This window comes from Pseudomonas sp. LS_2, from assembly GCF_042709235.1.
Classification (GTDB): domain Bacteria; phylum Pseudomonadota; class Gammaproteobacteria; order Pseudomonadales; family Pseudomonadaceae; genus Aquipseudomonas.
In genome coordinates this window covers 120,268-141,169 of the sequence record NZ_JAVAYC010000007.1, presented here as the reverse complement: position 1 = coordinate 141,169, position 20,902 = coordinate 120,268, and the positions used below count along the sequence as shown (strand labels likewise).

Here is a 20,902-nt window from a genome sequence, read left to right as displayed (position 1 = left end):
CTAGACACAATATCCAGAACAAGACAGTCTGTAAACACTCCTATCAATCCAAGGACGATGGCGGTCAGGGCTTGCCTGCCCCGCCGCGCGGCCGATCGACACGCATCAAGCCCTGCGCCTTGATGGTGCCCGCCGCAAACTCGATGAACGCTGCCACCGCCAGCGGCAGTTGACGACGGCTGTGATAGACCAGGTGCATCCCTAGCTCCCCGCAGCTGTACGCCGGGAGCACCTCCTGCAACTGCCCCGTCGCCAGGTGCGGCGCGCTGAACGCCGTGGGCAACAGGGCGATGCCCATCCCCGCCAGCGCACCGGCGAGCCGCGCCGAGGCGGTATTGGCCTGGAACGACCCGCTCACCTCGACGTGCGCGACGTTCCCCTGCCCGTCTCCCAGACGCCAGGTCGTACGCAGGCCTCCGCTCGAGGGGGTGGTAATGCACAGGTGCGTGGCCAGGTCATGGGGCTGCAGCGGCGCACCGTGGTTGGCCAGGTACGAGGGGCTGGCTACCAGCGTCTCGTGGCTGGTGCCGAGCCTGCGCGCGTGCAGCCCAGGGGCGAGGTTCCCTGCGCGCAGGGCAACGTCGATGCATTCGCCCAGCAGATCGACACGTGCGTCATTGAGCTCGAATTCCAGGCGCACCTTCGGGTGTGCCTCGAGAAAGCCCGCCACGGCCTGCGCTGGAAACCAGGCGAAGAAGTCGGCCGGCACCGCGATCCGCACACGCCCAGCCACCTCGCCCGACGCGCTGCTCACCTGGCTGGCGGTGCGTTGCAAGGCATCGATCTGGTCAGCCGACTCGCTGAAGAAATGGCGACCCGCATCGGTCAGCACCAGGCGCCGCGTGGTGCGCTGCATCAAGCGCGTGCCCAACGCCTGCTCCAGCGTCTGTAGCCGTCGGCTCACCGTACTGGGTGGCATGCCCAGGCGCCGACCCGCCTCGGCAAAGCTGCCGGCGCGCACTACCTGGACGAATAGCGCGATGTCGTTGAGGTCCATGAACGGTTCCTTCTCGGCAAATGGGGCGGTGCCAACCGCATTCCATTAGGTAGATTTTTGGAATGGTGCATCCCACTCCACCATATTTCCGAGCTATTCGCTATTCCCTACAGTGGGCACCAGGACGCAACCCGCGCCAACCCGTCAGAACGTAGGAGACCGTTATGTCCGCAGTCGCTCGAAGCACCCTGCAACTTCGCCGCATCGCACATCGCACCCACGGTCGCCGCAGTGGCCCGGTGACCCGTCTGATGAGCCCGGGCGACCTGGGGCAGCACCTGAAACCGTTCGTTTTTCTGGACTTCTTCGACATGCAGGGCCCACCCTTCGCAGGCGCCCTGCACCCCCACTCTGGCATCGCCACGCTGTCGTACCTGCTCGACGGGCACATGGACCTGATCGACCCGGACGGCAACACCGTCACCCTCAGCCCAGAGGGTGTGGAGTGGATGCAGGCGGGTCGCGGCATGTGGCATGGCGCCAGTGCGAGCAATGTGCCGAACAACCGCGTGCGCGGCTTCCAACTGTGGGTCGCGCTGCCGCCGAGCCTGGAACTGGGCTCGTCCGTGTCAGCGTTCCAGGCCAGCGAAGAGGTCGCTACCAGCGGGCCAGCGCGGATACTGCTGGGTGAATACGCTGGCGCTCGCAGCGCCCTGACTGCGCCCTCGCCGATGAACTACCTGGCGGTGAAGCTCAAGGCTGGCGAGCGCTGGACCTACACGCCACCGCGCGGCCACAGCGTGCTTTGGGTCTCCAGCGCCGAAGGCGAACTGCTTGGCAACGACGCGCCTTTGCAGGCAAGGGAGCTGGTTGCCTTTGAGCCGTCCGAGGAGGCGGTGCATTTCCTGGCGCTGACCGATACCGAATTCGTCCTGGGCTCGGCCGCCCCCCACGAGCACGACCTGGCGCTGGGCTATTACTCGGTGCACACCTCGCCCAATGCCTTGTTGCTCGGCGAAGCGCACATTCGCGAAATCGGCCAGCGCCTGGTAGAGGAAGGCCGCCTCGACCCCAGCGACATCTACTGAGGCAAGCCTCTCAATCGGCAGCAGGGACCACCAGCCGATACCCGACCCCCGGCTCGGTGATGATGAAGCGCGGCGCGGTAGGGTCGTCGCCAAGCTTCTGGCGCAGGTGCCCGACCACGATGCGCAGGTAGTGAGTGTCGTCCACGTGGGTCGGGCCCCAAATGTCCTTGAGCAGCTGCTGCTGGGTGATCACCCGCCCCGGATGCCCGGCCAGTTGCGCCAGCAGGGCATATTCCTTGCGGGTCAAGGCTACCTCGGCGCCGTCGAGGGTGACCTTGCGAAAAGCGAAGTCGACCACCAGCGGCCCGAAACCGGCGCTGGCCACCGGCACCACATCCGCCTGCGGTTTCTGGCGCAACAAGGCACGGATGCGTGCCAGGAACTCCTGGATGCCGAACGGTTTGGTCACGTAGTCGTTGGCACCGCCATCGAGGGCGTCGACCTTCTGCACTTCGCTGGCGCGCACCGACAGGACCATCACCGGTACCGCGCTCCATTCGCGCAACTCGCGCAGCACCTGCTGGCCGTCCATGTCCGGAAGGCCCAGGTCGAGCACCACCAAGTCCGGCTTGTTCAACGCGGCCTGGGCCAGGCCCTCGCCGCCAGTGCCGGCCTCGATCACCTTGTAGCCCTGGGATACCAGGCTGATACGCAGGAACTTGCGGATCTGCGGTTCGTCGTCGATCACCAGCAGGGTCGCGGCTTGGCTCATGGGGCTTCACTTTCGCTGTCGGGTTGGTGGGGCAATGGCAAGCATAGGGTGATGCAGGTGCCCTGGCCATCGATGCCCTCGCCGACCAGGATGCGCCCGCCATGGGCACCGATCATGCCCTGGCAGATTGCCAGGCCCAGGCCGGTGCCCTGCCCGCCCCGGTCACCGCGGGCGGCGGTGTAGAACATATCGAAGATCTTCTCCCGTTCAGCCACTGGAATGCCCGGCCCCTGGTCGCTGACCGCGAAGCACAACTGCTGCTCCTGCACCGACAGTTGCAATTGCAGACGACCGTTGACCGGCGAGAAGCGCGCGGCGTTTTCCAGCACGTTGACCAACGCCTGTTCGATCAGGGCGGCATGCACGTACAACAGCGGCAGCTCGGCCGGCACCTCGGTGTGCACCTGCAACGGCGCCAGCACCACACGCAGGCGGTTGAGCGCGCTGCCGACGATATCGGCGGGCGCTACCCAGTCACGGGCCAGCTTCAGGCCGCCATGGCCCAGGCGGGTCATGTCCAGCAGGTTCTGGATATAGCGGTCCAGGCGCTCGGCTTCGTTGCGCGTACCTTCGAGCAGCTCGCGGCGGTCGTCCGGTGGGATCGCATCGCCCAGGGCCAGCAGGCTGTCGATGCTGCCGCGCATGGCGGTCAGCGGGGTGCGCAGGTCGTGGGAGACGGAGGCGAGCAAGGCGCTGCGCAACTGTTCGGTTTCGCCGTGCAGGCGTGCCGCCTCCAGTTGCTCGCCCAGGCGCGCCCGCGCCAGCGCCTGGGCCAAGGGTTCGGCCAGGGCGGTGAGCAGGCGTCGGCGCGGGGCGCCCAGCGGCGCATCGGAGGTGGGGCGCACGCCGAGCAAGGCCAGGCTTTGCTCCTCAACGGCCAATGGCAGCCACCACCAGCGGCCATTGGGCAGGGTGTCGCTGCCGTGACCGGCGGCCTGGCCATGCTGCCAGGCCCAGTCGGCCGCGGCGCGCTCGTTGTCGGTAAAGCCCTGCGCACTGCCGCCGGCCACCAGCAGCTGACCCTCGCCGTCGCGTTCGAGCAGGCACACCTGGATGTCCTGCCAGTCGCCCAGGTGCTGGCTGGCGGCGCTGAACACCGCCTGGCGGTCGGTGGCAACGGTCAGGCGGCGCGACAGGTCGAGCAGTTGCCGGGTTTCGCCCTGGGTTTCTCGCAGCGCCTGCAACTGGCGACGCTGGCGAGCGGCAAGGTTGCCGGTGAGCGCCGCCATGAGCAGGAAGAACACCAAGGTCAGCACGTCTTCTTCGCGCTGGATGCTGAACGAGAAGGTTGGCGGGATGAACAGGAAGTCGTAGCTCAGGAACGACAGCACGGCGCACGCCAGCGCCGGGCCCAGGCTGCTGCGCACCGCCACCAGCAGCACGGCGGCGAGGAACACCAGGGAGATGTTGGGCAGCGCCAGCACGCCCGACACCGCCCAGGCCAAGCCCGATGCCAGCGAGGTGGCCAGCAGTGCCAGCAGGTAGTGGCGCCAGACCCACACCCGCCTGGCCGCCAGGCGCACCGGCGCAGGTTGGGCATCGCGGTCCAGCACATTGATCTCCAGCCCACGGCTGTCACGCAGCAACCGCGCCGCCACGCCAGCACCGAAGAAACGTCGGCGCAGGCGGTCGCGCGACTGCCCCACCAACACCAGGCTGGCGCGACGCTCCACGGCATGCAGCATGAGCGTGCGCGCCACCTCGCCAGCACGCAGTACCACCACTTCACCGCCCAGGCGTTCGGCCAGTTGCTGGGCGGCTTGCAGGCGATGACGCGCATGCTCGTCACGCAGCCGGCCATTGTCGACATGCACCAGGCTCCACGGCAGGTGGCGACGCTGCGCCACTCGACTGGCATGGCGCACCAGGCGCTCGGCCTGCTCGTCGCCATCGACGCCCACCAACAGCCGCCCGCGCAAGGCCGGTGCCTCTTCGCCGCGCTGGCGGTAGCCATGGGCGAGGTCGGCATCGACCTGGGCGGCGGCGGTCTGCATGGCCAGTTCGCGCAGGGCGGTGAGGTTGGTCTGGGAGAAAAACGCGTCGATGGCCGCGCGGGCCTGCTCGGGCACGTACACCTTGCCCTCGCGCAGGCGCTCGAGCAGCTCGCGTGGCGGCAGGTCGATCAGCACCAGCTCGAAGGCTTCCTGCAATACCCAGTCCGGCAGGGTTTCGCGCACTTGCACGCCGGTGATGTCGCGCACCTTGTCGTTGAGGCTTTCCAGGTGCTGGACGTTGACCGTGGTGTACACGTCGATGCCTGCGGCCAGCAGCTCCTGCACATCCTGCCAACGCTTGGCGTGGCGGCTGCCGGGTGCGTTGGTGTGGGCCAGCTCGTCTACCAGCACCAAAGGCGGTGCTGCCTTGAGCAGGCCGTCGAGGTCCATTTCCTCAAGGGTCACGCCGCGGTACTCGCTGCGCAGCAACGGTTGTTGCGCCAAGCCGCCCAGCAGCGATTCGGTTTCGGCGCGACCGTGGGTCTCGACCACCCCGGCCAGCAGGCGAATGCCCTGGCGCTGCTGGGCGTGTGCGGCTTGCAGCATGGCGAAGGTCTTGCCCACGCCGGGGGCGGCGCCCAGAAATACTTTAAGCCTGCCGCGACCGTTGCGGGGCAGGCTCGCCAACAGCGCATCGGCGCGGGCGGAGTCACTCATGTTTCGTCCTTCGGGTGTGCAGTGGGCTTGGGTGGGCCTGCGTTGCAAGGGCCTTTCGCGGGCAAGCCCACGCCTACAGGTACGCGGTGTCCTTGTAGGAGCGGGCTTGCCCGCGAAGGGCTTGCAACGCGGCCCCTGCCTCAACGGTTGGTGACGGGCGCCAAACGCTCCAACGCCTGGTTCAACGCCAGCACGTTGACCACTGGCGGGCCGATCAATGGGCGCAGGGTGGCGTCATTCACCAAGGCTTGCAAGCGCTCTTGCGGCACCTGCCGCGCCGCGGCCACGCGCGGCAACTGGTAGGCGATGGCTTCGGGCGACAGGTGCGGGTCCAGGCCGCTGCCGGAGGTGGTCAGCAAGGCCAGCGGCACCGGGCCTTGGCTGGCCTGGTAGAGCGCGGCGGCGTCGGCCTGGACCCGCTCGGCCAGTGCCGGGTTGCTCGGTGCCAGGTTGCTGGCGCCGCTGGCCACGGTGGCAAAGGCGCCGGCCGATGGGCGCGACTGGAACCAGGCGTCGCCCTTGAACGCCTGGGCGATCAGCGCCGAGCCACGCACCTGGCCCTTGTCGTCACGCACCAGGCTGCCATTGGCCTGCTCGGGGAAGGCGACCTGGGCGATACCGGTCACCGCCAGGGGGTAAAGGGCGCCGGTGACCACGGTCATCAGCAGCACCAGGCTCAGGGCCGGGCGTACAAAGGTGCTCATGTCAGTCTCCTTCAGACCAGATGCAGGGCGTTGAGCAGCATGTCGATGAGCTTGATCCCGGCGAATGGCACCAGGATGCCGCCCAAGCCGTAGATCAGCAGGTTACGCCGCAGCAAGTGCGCCGCGCTCGCCGCCTGGACACGCACACCGCGCAGGGCCAGGGGGATCAGCACCACGATGATCAGCGCATTGAACACGATCGCCGAGAGGATCGCGCTCTGCGGGCTGGCCAGCCCCATCAGGTTGAGCACGCCCAGTTGCGGGTAGATCGCGGCGAACAGCGCCGGCAGGATAGCGAAGTACTTGGCCACGTCGTTGGCGATGGAGAAGGTGGTCAGCGCTCCACGGGTCACCAGCAGCTCCTTGCCCACCTGCACCACGTCCAGCAGCTTGGTGGGGTCGCTGTCCAGGTCGACCATGTTGGCCGCCTCGCGTGCGGCTTGCGTGCCGTCGTTCATGGCCATGCCGACATCTGCCTGGGCCAGGGCCGGGGCGTCGTTGGCGCCGTCACCGCACATGGCCACCAGGCGGCCGTCGTTCTGCTCCTGGCGGATACGCGCCAGTTTCTTCTCAGGGGTGGCCTCGGCGAGCACGTCGTCCACGCCTGCTTCGGCGGCAATGGCCGCGGCGGTCAGCGGGTTGTCACCGGTCACCATGACGGTGCGGATACCCAGCTTGCGCAACTCGGCGAAGCGCTCGCGAATACCGGGCTTGACCACGTCCTTGAGGTGGATCACGCCCAGCAGGCGTTGGTCGACGCACACCAACAGCGGCGTGCCGCCGCTCTGGGCGATGCGCTCCACTTCACGGGCCAGCGGCGCAGGCATTTCCAGGCGCTGCATGCCGACGAAGTCCAGCACCGCATCGACGGCGCCCTTGCGATAGCGGTGCTGCATGAAGTCGATACCGGAGAGGCGGGTCTCGGCGCTGAAGGCGATCGGCGTGACCTGCTCGGCGGATGGCTCGCTGAAGTCGTGCAACTGGCGCAGGTACTCGACTACCGACTTGCCCTCGGCGGTGTCGTCGGCCAGGGATGCGAACAGCGCGCCCTCGCCCAGCTCGCGAGCCGTAATACCCGGCGCAGCGTGCAAAGCACTGCAACGGCGGTTGCCGAAGGTGATGGTGCCGGTCTTGTCGAGCATCAGCGTGTGCACGTCACCAGCGGCTTCCACTGCGCGGCCGGAACGGGCGATGACGTTCAGGCGCACCAGCCGGTCCATGCCGGCGATGCCGATGGCCGACAGCAGGCCGCCGATGGTGGTGGGAATCAGCGTCACCAGCAAGGCAGCCAGGAAAATCAGCGGCAGGCTGCCACCGGCGAAGTGGGCGAATGGCTGCAGGGTCACCACCACGATCAGGAAGATCAGGGTCAGGCCGATCAGCAGGATATCCAGCGCGATCTCGTTGGGGGTCTTCTGCCGCTTGGCGCCTTCGACCAAGGCGATCATGCGGTCCAGGGTCGACTCGCCGGGGTTGCTGGTGATGCGGACCAACAGCCAGTCGGAGACCAGCCGGGTGTTGCCGGTGACCGCCGAACGATCGCCGCCGGACTCCCGGATCACCGGCGCAGATTCACCGGTGATGGCCGCCTCGTTGACTGCGGCGATGCCCTCGAGCACCTCGCCATCGCCGGGAATCAGCTCGCCAGCGACGACCTTGACCACGTCGTCCTTGCGCAAGGCGCTGGCTGCAACAGTCTCGAAGCTGCCGTTGGCCAGGCGGCGCTTGGCAGTCAGGCCTTGGCTGCCCGCCTTGAGGCTGTCGGCGCGGGCCTTGCCGCGGCCTTCGGCCAGGGCCTCGGCAAAGTTGGCGAACAGCACGGTGAACCACAGCCATACGGTGATCTGCACGGCGACGCCGGTGCTCACACCGCTGTCGGGCACCAGGCACAGCACCGTGGTCAGCATGGCGGTGAGGGCCACCACCAGCATCACCGGCGAGCGCTTGAGCTGGCGCGGATCGAGCTTGACGAAGGCCTGCACCAGGGCCGGGCGCCAAAGCGCCGAGAAGTGGGTCTGGGCCACGGCGCGCGGCGCTTTGACTTCAGGAAGGGGCATGTTCATGGTTGGATCCTCAGAAACCCAGGCTCAGCTGTTCGGCAATCGGCCCGAGGGCCAGGGCCGGCAGGAAGGTCAGGCCGCCGACCAGCAGGATGGTCATCAACAGCAGGCTGGCGAACAGCGGGCCGTGGGTGGGGAAGCTGTTCAGGCCTTGCGGTGCGCTTTTCTTCGCCGCCAGGCTACCGGCCAGGGCCAGTACCGGCAGGATGTAGCCGAAGCGCCCGATGAGCATGGCCAGGCCGATCATCACGTTGTGGAACGGCGTGTTGGCGCCGAAACCACCGAATGCCGAGCCGTTGTTGGCCGTGCCTGAGGTATAGGCGTACAGCAGTTGGCTGAAACCGTGGGCGCCGGGGTTGCTCACCGAACCAACAGGGCCGGGAAGGCTCGCAGCGACGGCACCGAACACCAGCACACCTATCGGCATCACCAGCAGGGTCGCCACCAGCAATTGCACTTCACGGGCTTGTAGCTTCTTGCCCAGGTACTCCGGGGTGCGGCCAATCATCAGGCCGGCCAGGAACACTGCGATCAGCACGAACAGCAACATGCCATAGAGCCCTGCACCGACGCCGCCGAAGATCACCTCGCCGACCATCATGTTGACCAGCGCTACCATGCCGGTAAGCGGGTTGAGGCTATCGTGCATGGCGTTGACCGAGCCGTTGGAAGCCGCAGTGGTGGTAACGGCCCACAGCACGCTGGCGGTGGTGCCGAAACGGCTTTCCTTGCCTTCCATGGGTGCAGCCTGCTGCACCTGGGCGCTTTGCAGCGTGGGGTTGGCCTGGTGTTCTGACCACAGCGCCGCCGCGCCGCCGATCAGAAACAGGCCGAACATGCAGGCAAGAATCGCCCGGCTCTGGCGCAGGTCCTTGACGTAGTGGCCGAAGGTGAACACCAGCGCTACCGGGATCAGGATGATCGAAACCAGCTCGAACAGGTTGCTCCAGGCCGTGGGGTTCTCGAACGGGTGCGCCGAGTTGACACCAAAGAAGCCGCCGCCGTTGGTGCCCAGCTGCTTGATGGCGATCTGGCTGGCGGCCGGGCCCAGCGGCAGGGTCTGGTCGGTGCCTTGCAGGGTGACTGCGCTCGCGTAGTCGGCAAACGTCTGCGGCACGCCCTGCCACACCAGCAGCATTGCCAGCAGCAGGCACAGCGGCAGCAGGCCGTAGAGAGTGGCGCGGGTCATGTCGACCCAGAAGTTGCCCAAGCTGTGGGTCGAGCGCCGGGCGATGCCACGGCACAGCGCGACCAGAACGGCCAGGCCGGTGGCGGCGCTGACGAAGTTCTGCACATTCAGGCCGATCATCTGGCTCAGGTAGCTGAGCGACGCTTCGCCGCTGTAGGCCTGCCAGTTGGTGTTGGTGACGAAGCTGATGGCGGTGTTGAAGGCCAGCGACCACTCAAGGCCCGGCAGTTGCTGGGGGTTGAGCGGCAAGTGGCCTTGCAGCAGCAACAAGCTGAACAACAGGATGAAGCCAACCAGGTTGAAGGCCACCAGGGCCAGGGCGTATTGCTTCCAGTTCTGCTCCTGCTCGGCGCGCACGCCCGCCAGGCGATAGCAACCGCGCTCCACCGGGCCGAGCATCGGCGACAGCCAGGTGCGCTGGCCCTCCATCACCTTGTAGTAGAAACGACCGAGAAAAGGGGCAGGTATGAGTACCAGGACCAGGAAACCCAGCAGCAAGGCGAAATCGTAACTGTGCATGGCCACTCCCTAGCTGCGATCGGCGCGCAACAGCGCCACCAGCAGGTAAATGGACAACGCCACTGCCAGCAGCAGTGACACCCCGTCGAGCATGTTCATCTGTGAATCTCCCCGAATGGCGGCGGTTGGCCGCTTTGGGGAAATTGTCGGAGGGAGGGGCGTAAAGGGGCGAGGTAGAGGGGTGGGTCAGGGCATAAAGAATACGTAAAGATCGGGGTTGGACGGGGCGGGAACCGGCCTCTTCGCGGGCAAGCCCGCCCCTCCAGGTACTACGCCCGGCAGACGGCAGATCACTAAACCTGGGTGCCCTGCCCCGCCTGCCGGCTCCAGTCCAGCAGCAGGCTATACCCCACCGCCAGCAAGGTCGGCCCGATGAACAGCCCGATGAAGCCAAAGGCGATCAGCCCGCCAAACACCCCAAGCAGCACGATCACCAGCGGCAGGTTGCCGCCGCGGCTGATCAGGTAGGGCTTGAGCACGTTGTCCACGCCGCTGATGACGAAGGTGCCCCAAATGCCGAGGAATACCGCCATGCCATACTCGCCCTGCCACACCAGCCAGCCCGTGGCCGGTATCCATGCCAACGGCGGCCCCATGGGAATCAGGCTGAGCATGAAGGTGACCAGGCCCAGCACGATCGCACCGGGCACCCCGGCGATCAGGAAGCCGACCAGCGCCAGCAGGCCCTGGGCGGCGGCAGTGCCGATCACGCCATTGACCACCCGCTGCACGGTGCCGGCAACCAGGTCGATGTAGTAATCGCCACGTTCACCCACCAGCCGTTGCAGCAGGCGCTGCACGAAAGCCGCCAGGCGCGGGCCGTCGCGGTAGAAGAAAAACACGAAGACGATGCTCAGTGTGAGCTCCAGCACGCCGCTGCCGATCTGCGCGCTGCGCGCCAGGAACCAGTTGCCGACCTGGCCGAAGTACGGCTTGATCGTGGCGATCAGCGCCGCGCCCTGCTGGTCGAAGGACTCCCACCAGCTCACCAGGCGCTCGCCGACGAAGGGAATGCCGCGTACCCACTCGGGCGCATCGGGCAGGCCATCGACCTGCACGTCGCGGACGAAATTGGTGGCATCGCGGATATGGTCGGCCAGGTTGAAGCCCAGCCACACCAGCGGCAGGGCGACGACAAGAATCCACACGGTGGTGAGCATGCTCGCGGCCAGGGTCTCGCGCCCGCCGAGCCAACGCGTCAGCAGGCGCATCAATGGCCAGCTGGCGAAGGCCAGGATCGCGCCCCACAGCAACGCAGAGATGAACGGTGCCATCACCCACAAGCCGGCGCCCAGCAGCGCCAGCAGCAGGATCTGCACCAAAAGACGGTCATTGCTGGCCATGCTGGCCCTCGTGCTAACGAATCAGTTCCAGATGCAAGCCATCGGTGGGCGCCGTGCCGACTTCCAGCCGAGCACTGCGCACGCCGGCATCGACCAGTTGCTCGCGCCAGGCCTCGGCCTCGCTGCCGCTGAGGCTGGCGCGCAAGGTGCTGTCGAGGTTCAGGCTGCGTGCCAGCAGCGCTACCCAGGCCGCTTGCGGGCTACCCAGGTCAGGGTAGTCGAGCTTGCCGGTATCGCGCATTTCGCGCAGTACGGTGGCGGCGGTGGGCAGCAGGTCGCCCAAGGGGGCGCCTGCGACGAACTCTTCGACGTGCAGGTAGGCGCGGCGGTTGCCGCGGGTGACGCTGTAGAGCGCAACCAGGGTGTCGGCCTCCTCGGCCGAGCGGCGCAGGAGGATGAACGCCTGCTGCTCGTCGCCACCATTGAGGCGAGCATTGTTGAACACCTCGTTGCCCCACAGGCTGGCTTCGCCGCAATCACGGCCCTGGCACCAGAACAACGGGTAGCCGCCATCGTGTTGCAGCTGTTCGCGGGCACTGGTGAAGGCTTCGCGGGCAGTGCGTTCAGCGGGTAGCTCGTAGGTGATCGAACTGACCCGGCCACGGCTTTCGACTTTGTCCTCGACCCGCAGGCGGCCGCTGATCTTGCGCAATGGGCCCATCGGGTAGACCCGCTCCTGCTCCACGGCCGGGCGCTGGTCGACCACTTTGCCGTCTAGTGGCACCGGCAGGCTGCCGGCGAATGAAAGGCTGCTGGCGAAGGCGATACTGGCGATGCCGCCGCGAAGGAAAAACGGCGCGCTCATCGGCCACCCTGGCGGCAGGTGCCGTGGCAAGAACCTTGGATATCTGGCATGTGTACGGTTGTCTCCCTGGTCAACCCGCCAAGCCTCGACAGTTGTCCGGTGCAAGTCAAGCAAAGCCAAGGAAGCGATTGAAACAGTCTGCGACAAGGATCGCGCCCTGCTCATCGTTCAGGTGCAGATGATGGCCACCGGACAAGGTCACCTGCTCGAAGGGTAGCTGCTCCAGCAGCGGCGTGTGCCGCGCCAGCATGCCATCGGCGGCTACCACCAGACAGGCCGGGCACTGGATGCGCCTGACGAAGGCCATGGCCTGGGCCTCGTTCAGGCGCGTTGGCGAGGGCAGGGTCAGGCGGCTGTCGCTGCGCCAGCTGAAGCCGCCAGGTACCGGCATCAGGCCGCGCTGGGCCAGCAGCTCTGCGGCCTCGCGGCTGACCGCGACCATGCCTTTCATGCGCGCCTGCACGCCCTCCTCCAGGCTCGCGTACACCGACTTGCGCTTGCCATCCAGGCGCAACTGCGCTTGCAAGGCCATGCCCAGGCGCTCGGCGGCGTCTTGTTCGGCGATGGCGGGAGGAATGACGCCGTCGATCAGCGCCAAGTGGCTGACCCGCTCCGGCAAGGCGCCTGCGAGTTGCACCGAGATGACCGCCCCCAGGGAATGCCCCAGCAGGCCGAAGCGTTGCCAGCCCAGCTGTTCGGCGACACGCAGTACATCGTGGGCATAATCGGCCAGGTAATAGCTGGCGCCCGGCGGACGGTGCTGCGAATAGCCATGCCCGGCCAGGTCCAGGGCAACGATGCGCAACCCGGGTAGCCTCGGCGCCAGGCGGGCGAAGCTGTTGGCGTTGTCGAGCCAGCCATGCAGGGCAATCACCGGCAGGCCATCGGCGGGGCCGAACAGGTGCGCGGCCAGTTCGATATGCCCAAGGGCCAGGCGGATCTCTTCGACCTGGGCGCTCATGCCGGCGCGCCCCAGCGGTCGAACAGGCCCTTGATCAGGCTGGCGGTGTCACTGGGCCGCTCCAGCGGGAACATATGCCCGCCCGGTACGCTGTGGTACTCCCCCTGGGGCATGCTGCGCACCGCCAGGGCGTGATGCCGACGGATCACCCGGCTACGATCGCCACGCACCATCGCCAGCGGCACCTGCAGCTGGCGCGCGGGGGCCGGGCTGACATGCGGGAGGCTACGGTAGATGCTGATTTCGGTGATCGGATCGAAGCTCAGGCGCAGGCCTTCGTCAGCCGGTTGCAGGCCGTGCTCCAGGTAGGCTTCCAGGCAATCGGGGTCGAAATGGCGGAACAGGGTCTTGCCGGCAAAGTACCGGCGGGCGCTGTCGCGGTCGGGAAACGCATCGCGCCGCCCCAGCGTACGCCCGGCGGGGGTGATGCGGTCGATGAAGCCCAGGCGCTTGGCAGTGCGGATGAACCATTGGTCGGCGCGGGTCAGCACGGGCGAGTCGAGCATTACCACGCCCCGGTAGTACTGCGGGCACCGCAAGGCGGCATGCAAATGCAACACGCCGCCCAAGGAATGACCGACGCCCCACACAGGGCCGTCCTGCTGGGCCAGGTGATGCAGCAGTTCGTCGACCAGGTTCTGCCAGTTGTCGTCCACGGGGAAGCGTGGGTCGTGGGCGTGCTGGACCAGGTGGCGTACCTGGTAGTCCGGCGCCAGGGCGGCGAAGAGCTTGGCGTAGGTGGCCGAAGGAAAGCCATTGGCATGGGCGAAGAAGATCTGCTGCGTCATTGCCGCCTGGTCCGCTCGGGGGATGATGGCCTATTGTCGGCAAGGGGGCTGGCGAGGGCAACGTTCGGATAGGTCATCGCCAAGGGCGATCAGGTCATCGCGCCATCACTGCCCCTGCCAAGGGCCGCTCACTCGGGATGACGCAGCGCCCGCACGTTCATCAGCCCTGCCAGCGGCCAGTCACCCTCGAGCTCCGCCAGGCTGGCCGTGCTCATCGGCGCTGAGTGCTGGCCGTGGCCGTGTTCGAGCATGCTCACCAGCGTCCCCACCAACGGCTGGTGGCTGACCAGTAACACCTGCTCGAGCCCCAGTCGCTCGAGCTCGGCGATGGCCTCTTGCACATCGCTGTCCGGAGTCAGCCAGGGCACCGTGCGCACCGGCTCACCAAAGCCGAGGGTGTCGTGCACCAAGGCAGCGGTCTGCTGGGCACGCACGTAGGGGCTGGCGATGATCGCCTGCAATGGCTGGCCCAGCAGGTGCGCGGCACTGCGCAACACCTGCTCGCGGCCATGGGACGTCAGGCGGCGCTCGGCGTCGGTATTGGCCCGCGGCTCTGCCTCACCGTGGCGCAGCACCCACAGCTTCACAACTTCGGCTCCTCGTCACGCGCCGGGTGCGGCGCCGGCGCGACGGCATGGGGCGCCTCGCCTTCCGGTGCGCGCGGGGTCGGCCAGTCGGCGAACGGCCAGGGTTTCTGGTCGCTGTGGAAGCTGCCGAAGCGGCCGATCTGGGCCAGGAACTGGCTGAGGCTGTCACCGAAGTTCATCAGGCTGGCGCTGGGTGCGCCGTAGATCAGCCGGTAGATCAACTGCACCAGGACCAGGCCGCCCAACAGCAGCTCGGCAAGTTGCCAGACCACCAGGAACACCAGCATCCACAGGACCCGCAGGATGATCGACTCGCGCTGGGCGTGTTCGGGGGAATCGTTCATGTATCGCTCCTTGCTCTAATGTCAGGGCCACCAGGGGCTGTTGTAAAAGCCGCTGAAGGCTCAGTTGAAACCGCTGGTGGAGATGAAGTCGACGTCGGTCTTGGGTTCGGCGCGCATCAGGTGCTCGATCACCTGCGCCAGGGTACGGCCTTCGAACAGGATGGCATGCAACCCCGCCACCAGCGGCATGTACACATTCACTTCCTGGGACTTGGCCTTGAGCACCTTCAGGGTATTGACGCCCTCGGCCACTTCGCCCAGGCGGTTGACCGCCTCGTCCAGCGACAGGCCCTGGCCCAGTGCATGGCCGACCTGGTAGTTACGGCTCTTGGGCGATGAGCAGGTGACGATCAGGTCGCCGACCCCGGCCAAGCCCAGGAAGGTCATGGGGTTGGCCCCCAGGCTCACGGCAAAACGGGTCATTTCCGCCAGGGCACGGGTAATCAGCATGCTCTTGGTGTTTTCGCCCATTTCCAGCGCCACCGCCATGCCGGCGATGATCGCGTAGACGTTCTTCAGCGCCCCCCCCAGCTCGACGCCGAAACGATCGCCGCTGGCGTAGACCCGGAAAGTGCGTCCGTGCAACACGTCCTGCACGCGCTGGCAAAGGGCCTCGTCCTCACTGGCCACCACCGTGGCAGTAAGCGCGTGCTCGGCGATCTCGCGGGCCAGGTTCGGCCCGGACAGCACGCCGATGCGCGCCTGCGGGGCGATTTCCTCGAGGATCTGGCTCATCAGCTTGAAGGTGTGTGCCTCAATGCCCTTGGTCAGGCTGACCAGGCACTTGCCGCGAAGCAGCTCGGCATGGGGCGCCAGCACGCTGCGCAAGGCGCTGGACGGCAGGGCGACGAACACCAGGTCGCAGGCCTGCAGGGTGGCGAGCAGGTCGTTGACCGGCTCCACGCCATCCTGCAGGCGAATGCCCTTGAGGTAGCGGGGGTTCTCGCGGTTGACGCGCATCGCCTCGGCCTGGGCCGGGTCACGCATCCATTGGCGCACGGGGGTGCCGTTTTCCGCCAGCAGGTTCGCCACGGCGGTGCCGAAGCTGCCGCCTCCCAGAACTGCAACAGGTTGCTGTTCAGTCATATCCGATCCATTAAAGCCAATAAGTGAAAGTGGCGACCGGGGCATTATAAAGGCAAGCCACAAGCCTCAAGCTAGAAGAAAACCTCGATACAGATCAGCTTTTGCCTATCACTTGCGGCTTGCAGCTTGCAGCTTGGGAAAGGTCGGTTAACATGCCTGATTCATCCCTGAAACAAGGCCGTACCGTGTTCCCAGGCACGCCACCCTTCCCTCGCCTGCTGTTGCTGACTGCCCTGGTCGGCAGCCCGGCCCTTGCCGAAGACTTGTTCATCGACAACCAGGACCTGCCCCAGGTTCTGACCGCTACACGCCTGAAACAATCCCCGGCAGCGGTGCCGGGCAGCATGACCGTGCTCGACAGCGAGTTGATCCGCGCCAGCGGCGCCCGGGACATTCCCGAGCTGTTGCGCCTGGTACCGGGCATGATGATCGGCTATGGCGCAGGCAACCAGCCCACGGTCAACTACCACGGCAGCAACGTCAGCGATGCCCGGCGCATGCAGGTGCTGATCGACGGCCGTTCGGTGTACCGCGCAGGCCTGGCCACGGTGGACTGGAGCGACATTCCGGTGGCCCTGGAAGACATCGAGCGCATCGAGGTGTTCCGCGGTCCCAATACCGTCAGCTACGGCGCCAACGCGCTGATGGCGGTGGTCAACATCCTTACCCGCAGCCCCGCCGACAGCCATGGCACGCGCCTGAAGGTCACCCGTGGCCAGGATGGCATCAACGACTTCTATGCCAGCCAAGGCTTCGGTTGGGAAACCGGCGACCTGCGCCTTTCGCTTTCGGGCCAGCAGGACGACGGTTTCGACCAGAACCCGTTCGGCGAAAACTACCGCGACAGCCGTCGCCTGAGCCGCATCAACCTCAGCGCCGCCCATACCCTGGCGCCGGACCAGACCCTGGAATGGCAGCTGGCGGCCAAGGAAGGCAGCAACCAGCGGCCCTACACCTACGAGCCGGTGTTCCCCTTCGTCACCCAGCGCGGCAAGGACGCCGACGTCAATGCCAAGGACTACGCAGGCTCGGTACGCTGGAACATCGACTTCAACCCCGAACACAGCCTTTACGTACAAGGCTCGGCCCAGCATTTCGACCGCCAGCAGGTGTGGCGCGCCTGCGATGCGGCCTTGGCATTCAGCCCGGAGTTGACGCGGCTGTGGCAGTTGAACCCGAACTTCGCCGAACGGGTGGCGCGCAATGCCAACAACCCACCCAGCAGCAGCGACCCGGTGGAGCAAGGCCTGGTCGACGCCATTCGCGATCAGTGGAACAACCAGGGCGGCAACAACGTGGTGTGCGGCGACGTCGACCAGAGCACCCGCGAAACCCGCTTCGACCTGGAAATCCAGGATACCCTGAGCCTGACCGACAGCCTGCGCCTGGTCAGCGGCATGAACTACCGCTATGACAAGGCCGACTCGCAGACCTACTTCGATGGCAGCCTCGACGATCAGACCTGGCGCCTGTTCGGCCAGCTGGAATGGCGCGCCGACGAACACTGGATCCTCCAGGGTGGGGCGATGTTCGAAGACTCGCGCCTGACCGGCAGCTCGCTGACGCCACGGGTGGCGGTGAACTACCTGATCACCCCGCGCCACGGCCTGCGCGCGGTCTACTCCGAAGCCGTGCGTTCGCCGGACATGTTCGAGAACAACGTCAACTGGAGCTACACGGTCAGGAACCTCACCCCCAGCGCCTTTGGCCAGCGCAACGGCGAATACTTCGTCAAGACCCGCGGGCCCGGCAACCTCGACCAGGAGCGCATGCGCTCGCGCGAACTGGGCTACAACGGCTACTTCGCCGACCTCGACCTGAGCGTGGACGTGAAGCTGTTCTACGACGAAATCACCGGCATGATCAGCGAGCCGCTGCGCAACAACCAGTACATCGCCAGCAACGCCAACCGGTCGCGCTTCAGCGGCACCGAGACCCAGCTGGACTGGCGCCTCAGCACGCGCGACCGGCTGCGCCTGACCTACGCCTACGTCGATGCCTGGGCCAGCAACCCCAACGACCGCCGCCTCAGTGCGCGTAACAGCGGTTCGGCCGGCTGGCTGCGCGAATGGGGCCAAGGCTGGTCCAGCGGGCTGTTCTACTACGGCGACGATGCCCTCAACAGCTATCGCTACGAGCGCCTCGACCTGCGGGTAGCCAAGCGTTTCCGGGTGCAAGGCAGCAACCTGGAGCTGGCCGCCTTGTGGCAGCAGCGCCTGGACGACGAGCCCACCACCCTGGAGCAGAATCGCTATGACAGCCGCCACCGCCTGAGCGTCAGCGCGGAGCTGGAGTTCTGATGCGGCTGCTGCGACTTTTGCTGCTGTGCCTCTGGCCGCTGGGTTCGCTGTCGGCCAACGAGGTCCTGCTGGTCGCCGGCGATGACCAGCCGGGGGTGCGCAACTTCGCAGCAGCCCTGGAGGCGCACCGGGCCCACGACCAGGTCCGCTTCCAGACCGTCGCGCAACTGCCCCGCCCCAGCCAGCTGAAAGCCGAGGTCCGCCTGGTACTGCTGGACAACGCCGCACTCGAGTGGCGCATGCTCGAGGCCGCCGGGCCGCCTGCGCTGGCCTTGCGGGTGAGCCGAGTGCAGGCCGAGCAGCGCCTGGGAAAGTCGCGGCCAGGCTACCTGAGCCTGCTCTGGAGCGACCCGCCATTGGAGCGGCAATTGCGCCTGGCCCACTACCTATTGCCTCAAGCCACGCGGGTCGGCGTGTTGTATGGCGAACACAGCCAGTTCCTGATCGAGGAACTGCGCCGGGCGGCCCGCCAGCTGAACCTGGAGATCGTCGCCCAGCCCTGGTACGACCTGCGTGACAGCCGTCCGTTGCAAAACCTGCTGGCCAGCAGCGACCTGCTGCTAGGCATCGACGACCCCGACCTCTACAACTCCAAGACCGCCAAGAACGTTCTGCTGAGCAGCTATGGCCGGCAGATGGCGCTGATCGGCCCGAACGCAGGGTTCGTGCGCGCCGGCGCCCTGGCCAGTACCTACAGCGACCAGGACCACTGGCTGGCGGTGCTCGATCAATTGCTCGACCAGCCGCCCGCGCGCTGGCCTCGCAGCCTATACCCCTCGCACTACGGCGTCAGCGGCAACCAGCAGGTGGCACGCGCACTGGGCCTTGAGACCATCGACCCGCAAGCCGCCGCCCAGGCCCTGGCCGAAGGAGAGCCCACCCCATGAGCAAGCGCCTGAGCTGGGACATCCACACCCGCACCCAGATCATCAGCCTCGGCCCCGCCCTGCTGCTGACGTTGCTGCTGATCAGCTTTTTCACCTTCGTGCGTATCCAGGACCTGCGCCAGGAGCTCAACCACACGGGGCAACTGATTGCCAACCAATTGGCCCCGGCCTCCGAATACGGGGTGATCTCCGGCAACAACGAGGTGCTCGAAGGCTTGATGCGCGCCACCTTGAGCATTCCCCACGTGCGCTTCCTGGAAGTGCAGGACAGCCGCAACCACATCCTGGTGTACGTCGAACAGACCAGCGAAACCTCCAACCGCGCACAGCGCGTGGAAGTGTTCCAGGCGCCGATCCGCTTGCAGCAGATCCGCCTGGACAGCGACTTCCTGCAAGAAGGCAAGGCCCTGCCGAGCATCGGCGACGACTACCTGGGCCGGGTGATCGTCGGCATGTCCGATGACGCTTTCAGCCAGCGCCAGCAGGAAATCGTGGTCAAGGCCGGCGTGCTGGCGCTGTTCGCCCTGCTGTTCACCTTTCTGCTCGCTCGCCGCCTGGCGCTCAGCCTGTCCAAGCCGATCAGCGACATGGGCCATGCCGTGGAGGCGATCCAGCAGGGCGAGTTCAACGCCCCGCTGCCGGTGGTGGACGACAGCGAACTGGGCCACCTTGCGCGCCACATCAACAACCTGGCCAGTGCCCTGGACCAGGCCAGCAACGAGCAACAGCAGGCCATGGCGCAGTTGATCCAGGCGCGCGAGGAAGCCGAGCAGGCAAACGGGGCGAAGTCCGAGTTCCTGGCGATGATGAGCCACGAGTTGCGCACGCCCATGAACGGCGTGCTGGGCATGCTGCAATTGCTTGAAACCACCCGCCTGACCCCGGAGCAGGCCGAGTACACCTCGGTGGCCAGCGAGTCCACCGGGCACCTGCTCAAAGTCATCAACGACATCCTCGATTTCTCGCGTATCGAGCGCACCACCCTTGAGTTGGAGCATATCGATTTCGCCCTGACCGAACTGGTCAGCAGCAGCGTCCAGTCGTTCCAGCACAGCGCCCAGCAACGCGGCCTGGAGCTTCGCCTGCAACTACCGGCGGACATCGAGCAACTGCGCGTGAGCGGCGACCCGACGCGGATCCGGCAGATCCTGCTGAACCTGGTGGGCAACGCCCTGAAGTTCACCGAGCGCGGCCAGGTGGAGGTAGAAGTACGCTGGCAGCCACTCGATCACCAGCGCATCACGTTCATCTGCGCAGTGCGCGATACCGGCATCGGCATCGATAACGAGCGCCTGGAAACGATGTTCGTGGCCTTCCAGCAGGCCGACAGTTCTATTTCCAGACGTTACGGCGGTACCGGCCTCGGCCTGTCGATTGCCCGCACCCTGGCCGAGCGCATGGGAGGCCAGCTGCACGCTGAAAGCCGGATGGGCATGGGCTCGACCTTCACCCTGCAAATACCCCTGGCACTGGCCAACAAGCGGCTAGCCAAGCACGTGGAAGCCGAGGACGACAACGTACCTGCCGGCGAAGGGCGCCGCATTCTACTGGTGGAAGACAACCCGGTGAACCAGAGCGTGATCGAAGCCATGCTGCGCAGCCTGGGCTTTGAGGTCGGGGTGGCGGTAGACGGTGGCCAGGCCGTCGAGCTGGTGAGCCAGCAGCATTTCGCTGCCATCCTGATGGATTGCCGTCTACCGCTGATGGACGGTTATGAGGCAACCCGACGCATCCGCCTGCTCCCAGACAGCGCCCAACTGCCGATCATCGCCTTGACCGCGAACGCCTTGCAGGGCGACCGCGAACGCTGCCTCGCGGCCGGCATGAACGATTACCTGAGCAAACCCTTCAAACGCACAGACCTGCAGCGCATCCTGCAACGCTGGCTGCCCGGGCAGACAGCTGCGGCTGGCGATAAATGCTAAAGTGCGGCAGTCTTAA

General features: G+C 66.4%; 18 protein-coding genes. 4 read left to right on the top strand and 14 right to left on the bottom strand.

Annotated features, from left to right (window positions below; translation table 11 throughout):
* Positions 1–64: 64 nt before the first annotated feature.
* The gene (locus RAC97_RS08960; RefSeq protein ID WP_375100593.1) at positions 65–997 is read right to left on the bottom strand and encodes a LysR substrate-binding domain-containing protein; all 933 of its coding nucleotides are present in this window, start codon (positions 995–997) and stop codon (positions 65–67) included.
* Positions 998–1,161: 164 nt separating this feature from the next.
* On the opposite strand from RAC97_RS08960, the gene RAC97_RS08955 reads away from it, so the two are divergent.
* Entirely contained in the window at positions 1,162–2,025 is an 864-nt protein-coding gene (locus tag RAC97_RS08955; protein WP_375100592.1) for a pirin family protein, read from the top strand.
* Positions 2,026–2,035: 10 nt separating this feature from the next.
* Here RAC97_RS08955 and RAC97_RS08950 read toward each other — a convergent pair whose 3' ends face one another.
* The 13 genes from RAC97_RS08950 to RAC97_RS08890 all read right to left on the bottom strand — a co-directional run bounded on the left by RAC97_RS08950 (position 2,036) and on the right by RAC97_RS08890 (position 15,774).
* Positions 2,036–2,737: a response regulator gene (locus RAC97_RS08950; protein ID WP_375100591.1), complete on the bottom strand. Its 702-nt coding sequence runs from the start codon at positions 2,735–2,737 to the stop codon at positions 2,036–2,038.
* On the bottom strand, positions 2,734–5,388 hold the full coding sequence (locus RAC97_RS08945; RefSeq protein ID WP_375100590.1) for a DUF4118 domain-containing protein: 2,655 nt from the start codon (positions 5,386–5,388) through the stop codon (positions 2,734–2,736). The genes RAC97_RS08950 and RAC97_RS08945 overlap by 4 nt, the downstream gene beginning before the upstream one ends.
* A 140-nt stretch (positions 5,389–5,528) precedes the next feature.
* Positions 5,529–6,092 (bottom strand): potassium-transporting ATPase subunit KdpC, encoded by a 564-nt coding sequence (gene kdpC / locus RAC97_RS08940; RefSeq protein WP_375100589.1) that lies wholly within the window; start codon positions 6,090–6,092, stop codon positions 5,529–5,531.
* An 11-nt stretch (positions 6,093–6,103) separates the two neighbouring features.
* A complete protein-coding gene (gene kdpB, locus RAC97_RS08935; protein WP_375100588.1) occupies positions 6,104–8,155 on the bottom strand; it encodes a potassium-transporting ATPase subunit KdpB in 2,052 nt (683 codons plus the stop codon).
* A gap of 10 nt (positions 8,156–8,165) precedes the next feature.
* The gene (gene kdpA / locus RAC97_RS08930; protein ID WP_375100587.1) at positions 8,166–9,860 is read right to left on the bottom strand and encodes a potassium-transporting ATPase subunit KdpA; all 1,695 of its coding nucleotides are present in this window, start codon (positions 9,858–9,860) and stop codon (positions 8,166–8,168) included.
* A gap of 9 nt (positions 9,861–9,869) precedes the next feature.
* Complete coding sequence (kdpF, locus tag RAC97_RS08925; RefSeq protein WP_082421007.1) at positions 9,870–9,959, bottom strand: K(+)-transporting ATPase subunit F; 90 nt, start codon at positions 9,957–9,959, stop codon at positions 9,870–9,872.
* Between the two features lie 194 nt (positions 9,960–10,153).
* Positions 10,154–11,203 (bottom strand): AI-2E family transporter, encoded by a 1,050-nt coding sequence (locus RAC97_RS08920; RefSeq protein WP_375100972.1) that lies wholly within the window; start codon positions 11,201–11,203, stop codon positions 10,154–10,156.
* Between the two features lie 13 nt (positions 11,204–11,216).
* Positions 11,217–12,008, bottom strand: coding sequence for a DUF4892 domain-containing protein (locus RAC97_RS08915; protein ID WP_375100971.1), 792 nt, complete (start codon positions 12,006–12,008; stop codon positions 11,217–11,219).
* Positions 12,009–12,114: 106 nt separating this feature from the next.
* The gene (locus RAC97_RS08910) at positions 12,115–12,969 is read right to left on the bottom strand and encodes an alpha/beta fold hydrolase (protein WP_375100970.1); all 855 of its coding nucleotides are present in this window, start codon (positions 12,967–12,969) and stop codon (positions 12,115–12,117) included.
* The gene (locus RAC97_RS08905; protein WP_375100969.1) at positions 12,966–13,757 is read right to left on the bottom strand and encodes an alpha/beta fold hydrolase; all 792 of its coding nucleotides are present in this window, start codon (positions 13,755–13,757) and stop codon (positions 12,966–12,968) included. The genes RAC97_RS08910 and RAC97_RS08905 overlap by 4 nt, the downstream gene beginning before the upstream one ends.
* 128 nt (positions 13,758–13,885) lie before the next feature.
* Positions 13,886–14,344, bottom strand: a complete 459-nt coding sequence (gene sixA, locus RAC97_RS08900) for a phosphohistidine phosphatase SixA (RefSeq protein ID WP_375100968.1) — start codon at positions 14,342–14,344, stop codon at positions 13,886–13,888.
* Entirely contained in the window at positions 14,341–14,688 is a 348-nt protein-coding gene (locus tag RAC97_RS08895) for a DUF4389 domain-containing protein (RefSeq protein WP_375100967.1), read from the bottom strand. Before RAC97_RS08895 ends, sixA begins: the two co-directional genes overlap by 4 nt.
* 60 nt (positions 14,689–14,748) lie before the next feature.
* Complete coding sequence (locus RAC97_RS08890; RefSeq protein WP_375100966.1) at positions 14,749–15,774, bottom strand: NAD(P)H-dependent glycerol-3-phosphate dehydrogenase; 1,026 nt, start codon at positions 15,772–15,774, stop codon at positions 14,749–14,751.
* A 152-nt stretch (positions 15,775–15,926) separates the two neighbouring features.
* Here RAC97_RS08890 and RAC97_RS08885 point away from each other — a divergent pair, with 152 nt between their 5' ends.
* From RAC97_RS08885 to RAC97_RS08875, 3 genes are read left to right on the top strand one after another with little or no spacing between them, the layout of a single operon-like run.
* A complete protein-coding gene (locus tag RAC97_RS08885; RefSeq protein WP_375100965.1) occupies positions 15,927–18,074 on the top strand; it encodes a TonB-dependent receptor plug domain-containing protein in 2,148 nt (715 codons plus the stop codon).
* Positions 18,071–18,961 (top strand): ABC transporter substrate-binding protein, encoded by an 891-nt coding sequence (locus tag RAC97_RS08880; RefSeq protein ID WP_375100974.1) that lies wholly within the window; start codon positions 18,071–18,073, stop codon positions 18,959–18,961. The genes RAC97_RS08885 and RAC97_RS08880 overlap by 4 nt, the downstream gene beginning before the upstream one ends.
* The gene (locus RAC97_RS08875) at positions 18,958–20,886 is read left to right on the top strand and encodes an ATP-binding protein (protein ID WP_375100964.1); all 1,929 of its coding nucleotides are present in this window, start codon (positions 18,958–18,960) and stop codon (positions 20,884–20,886) included. The genes RAC97_RS08880 and RAC97_RS08875 overlap by 4 nt, the downstream gene beginning before the upstream one ends.
* The last annotated feature ends 16 nt before the right edge of the window (positions 20,887–20,902 follow it).

Coding starts and splice junctions, on each gene's coding strand:
- RAC97_RS08920 (WP_375100972.1), bottom strand. CDS start 11,203: ATGGCCAGCAATGACCGTCTTTTGGTGCAGATCCTGCTGCTGGCGCTG.
- RAC97_RS08890 (WP_375100966.1), bottom strand. CDS start 15,774: ATGACTGAACAGCAACCTGTTGCAGTTCTGGGAGGCGGCAGCTTCGGC.
- RAC97_RS08960 (WP_375100593.1), bottom strand. CDS start 997: ATGGACCTCAACGACATCGCGCTATTCGTCCAGGTAGTGCGCGCCGGC.
- RAC97_RS08950 (WP_375100591.1), bottom strand. CDS start 2,737: ATGAGCCAAGCCGCGACCCTGCTGGTGATCGACGACGAACCGCAGATC.
- RAC97_RS08915 (WP_375100971.1), bottom strand. CDS start 12,008: ATGAGCGCGCCGTTTTTCCTTCGCGGCGGCATCGCCAGTATCGCCTTC.
- RAC97_RS08885 (WP_375100965.1), top strand. CDS start 15,927: ATGCCTGATTCATCCCTGAAACAAGGCCGTACCGTGTTCCCAGGCACG.
- RAC97_RS08945 (WP_375100590.1), bottom strand. CDS start 5,388: ATGAGTGACTCCGCCCGCGCCGATGCGCTGTTGGCGAGCCTGCCCCGC.
- kdpB (WP_375100588.1), bottom strand. CDS start 8,155: ATGAACATGCCCCTTCCTGAAGTCAAAGCGCCGCGCGCCGTGGCCCAG.
- RAC97_RS08905 (WP_375100969.1), bottom strand. CDS start 13,757: ATGACGCAGCAGATCTTCTTCGCCCATGCCAATGGCTTTCCTTCGGCC.
- RAC97_RS08895 (WP_375100967.1), bottom strand. CDS start 14,688: ATGAACGATTCCCCCGAACACGCCCAGCGCGAGTCGATCATCCTGCGG.
- RAC97_RS08955 (WP_375100592.1), top strand. CDS start 1,162: ATGTCCGCAGTCGCTCGAAGCACCCTGCAACTTCGCCGCATCGCACAT.
- kdpC (WP_375100589.1), bottom strand. CDS start 6,092: ATGAGCACCTTTGTACGCCCGGCCCTGAGCCTGGTGCTGCTGATGACC.
- RAC97_RS08910 (WP_375100970.1), bottom strand. CDS start 12,969: ATGAGCGCCCAGGTCGAAGAGATCCGCCTGGCCCTTGGGCATATCGAA.
- RAC97_RS08875 (WP_375100964.1), top strand. CDS start 18,958: ATGAGCAAGCGCCTGAGCTGGGACATCCACACCCGCACCCAGATCATC.
- kdpA (WP_375100587.1), bottom strand. CDS start 9,860: ATGCACAGTTACGATTTCGCCTTGCTGCTGGGTTTCCTGGTCCTGGTA.
- kdpF (WP_082421007.1), bottom strand. CDS start 9,959: ATGAACATGCTCGACGGGGTGTCACTGCTGCTGGCAGTGGCGTTGTCC.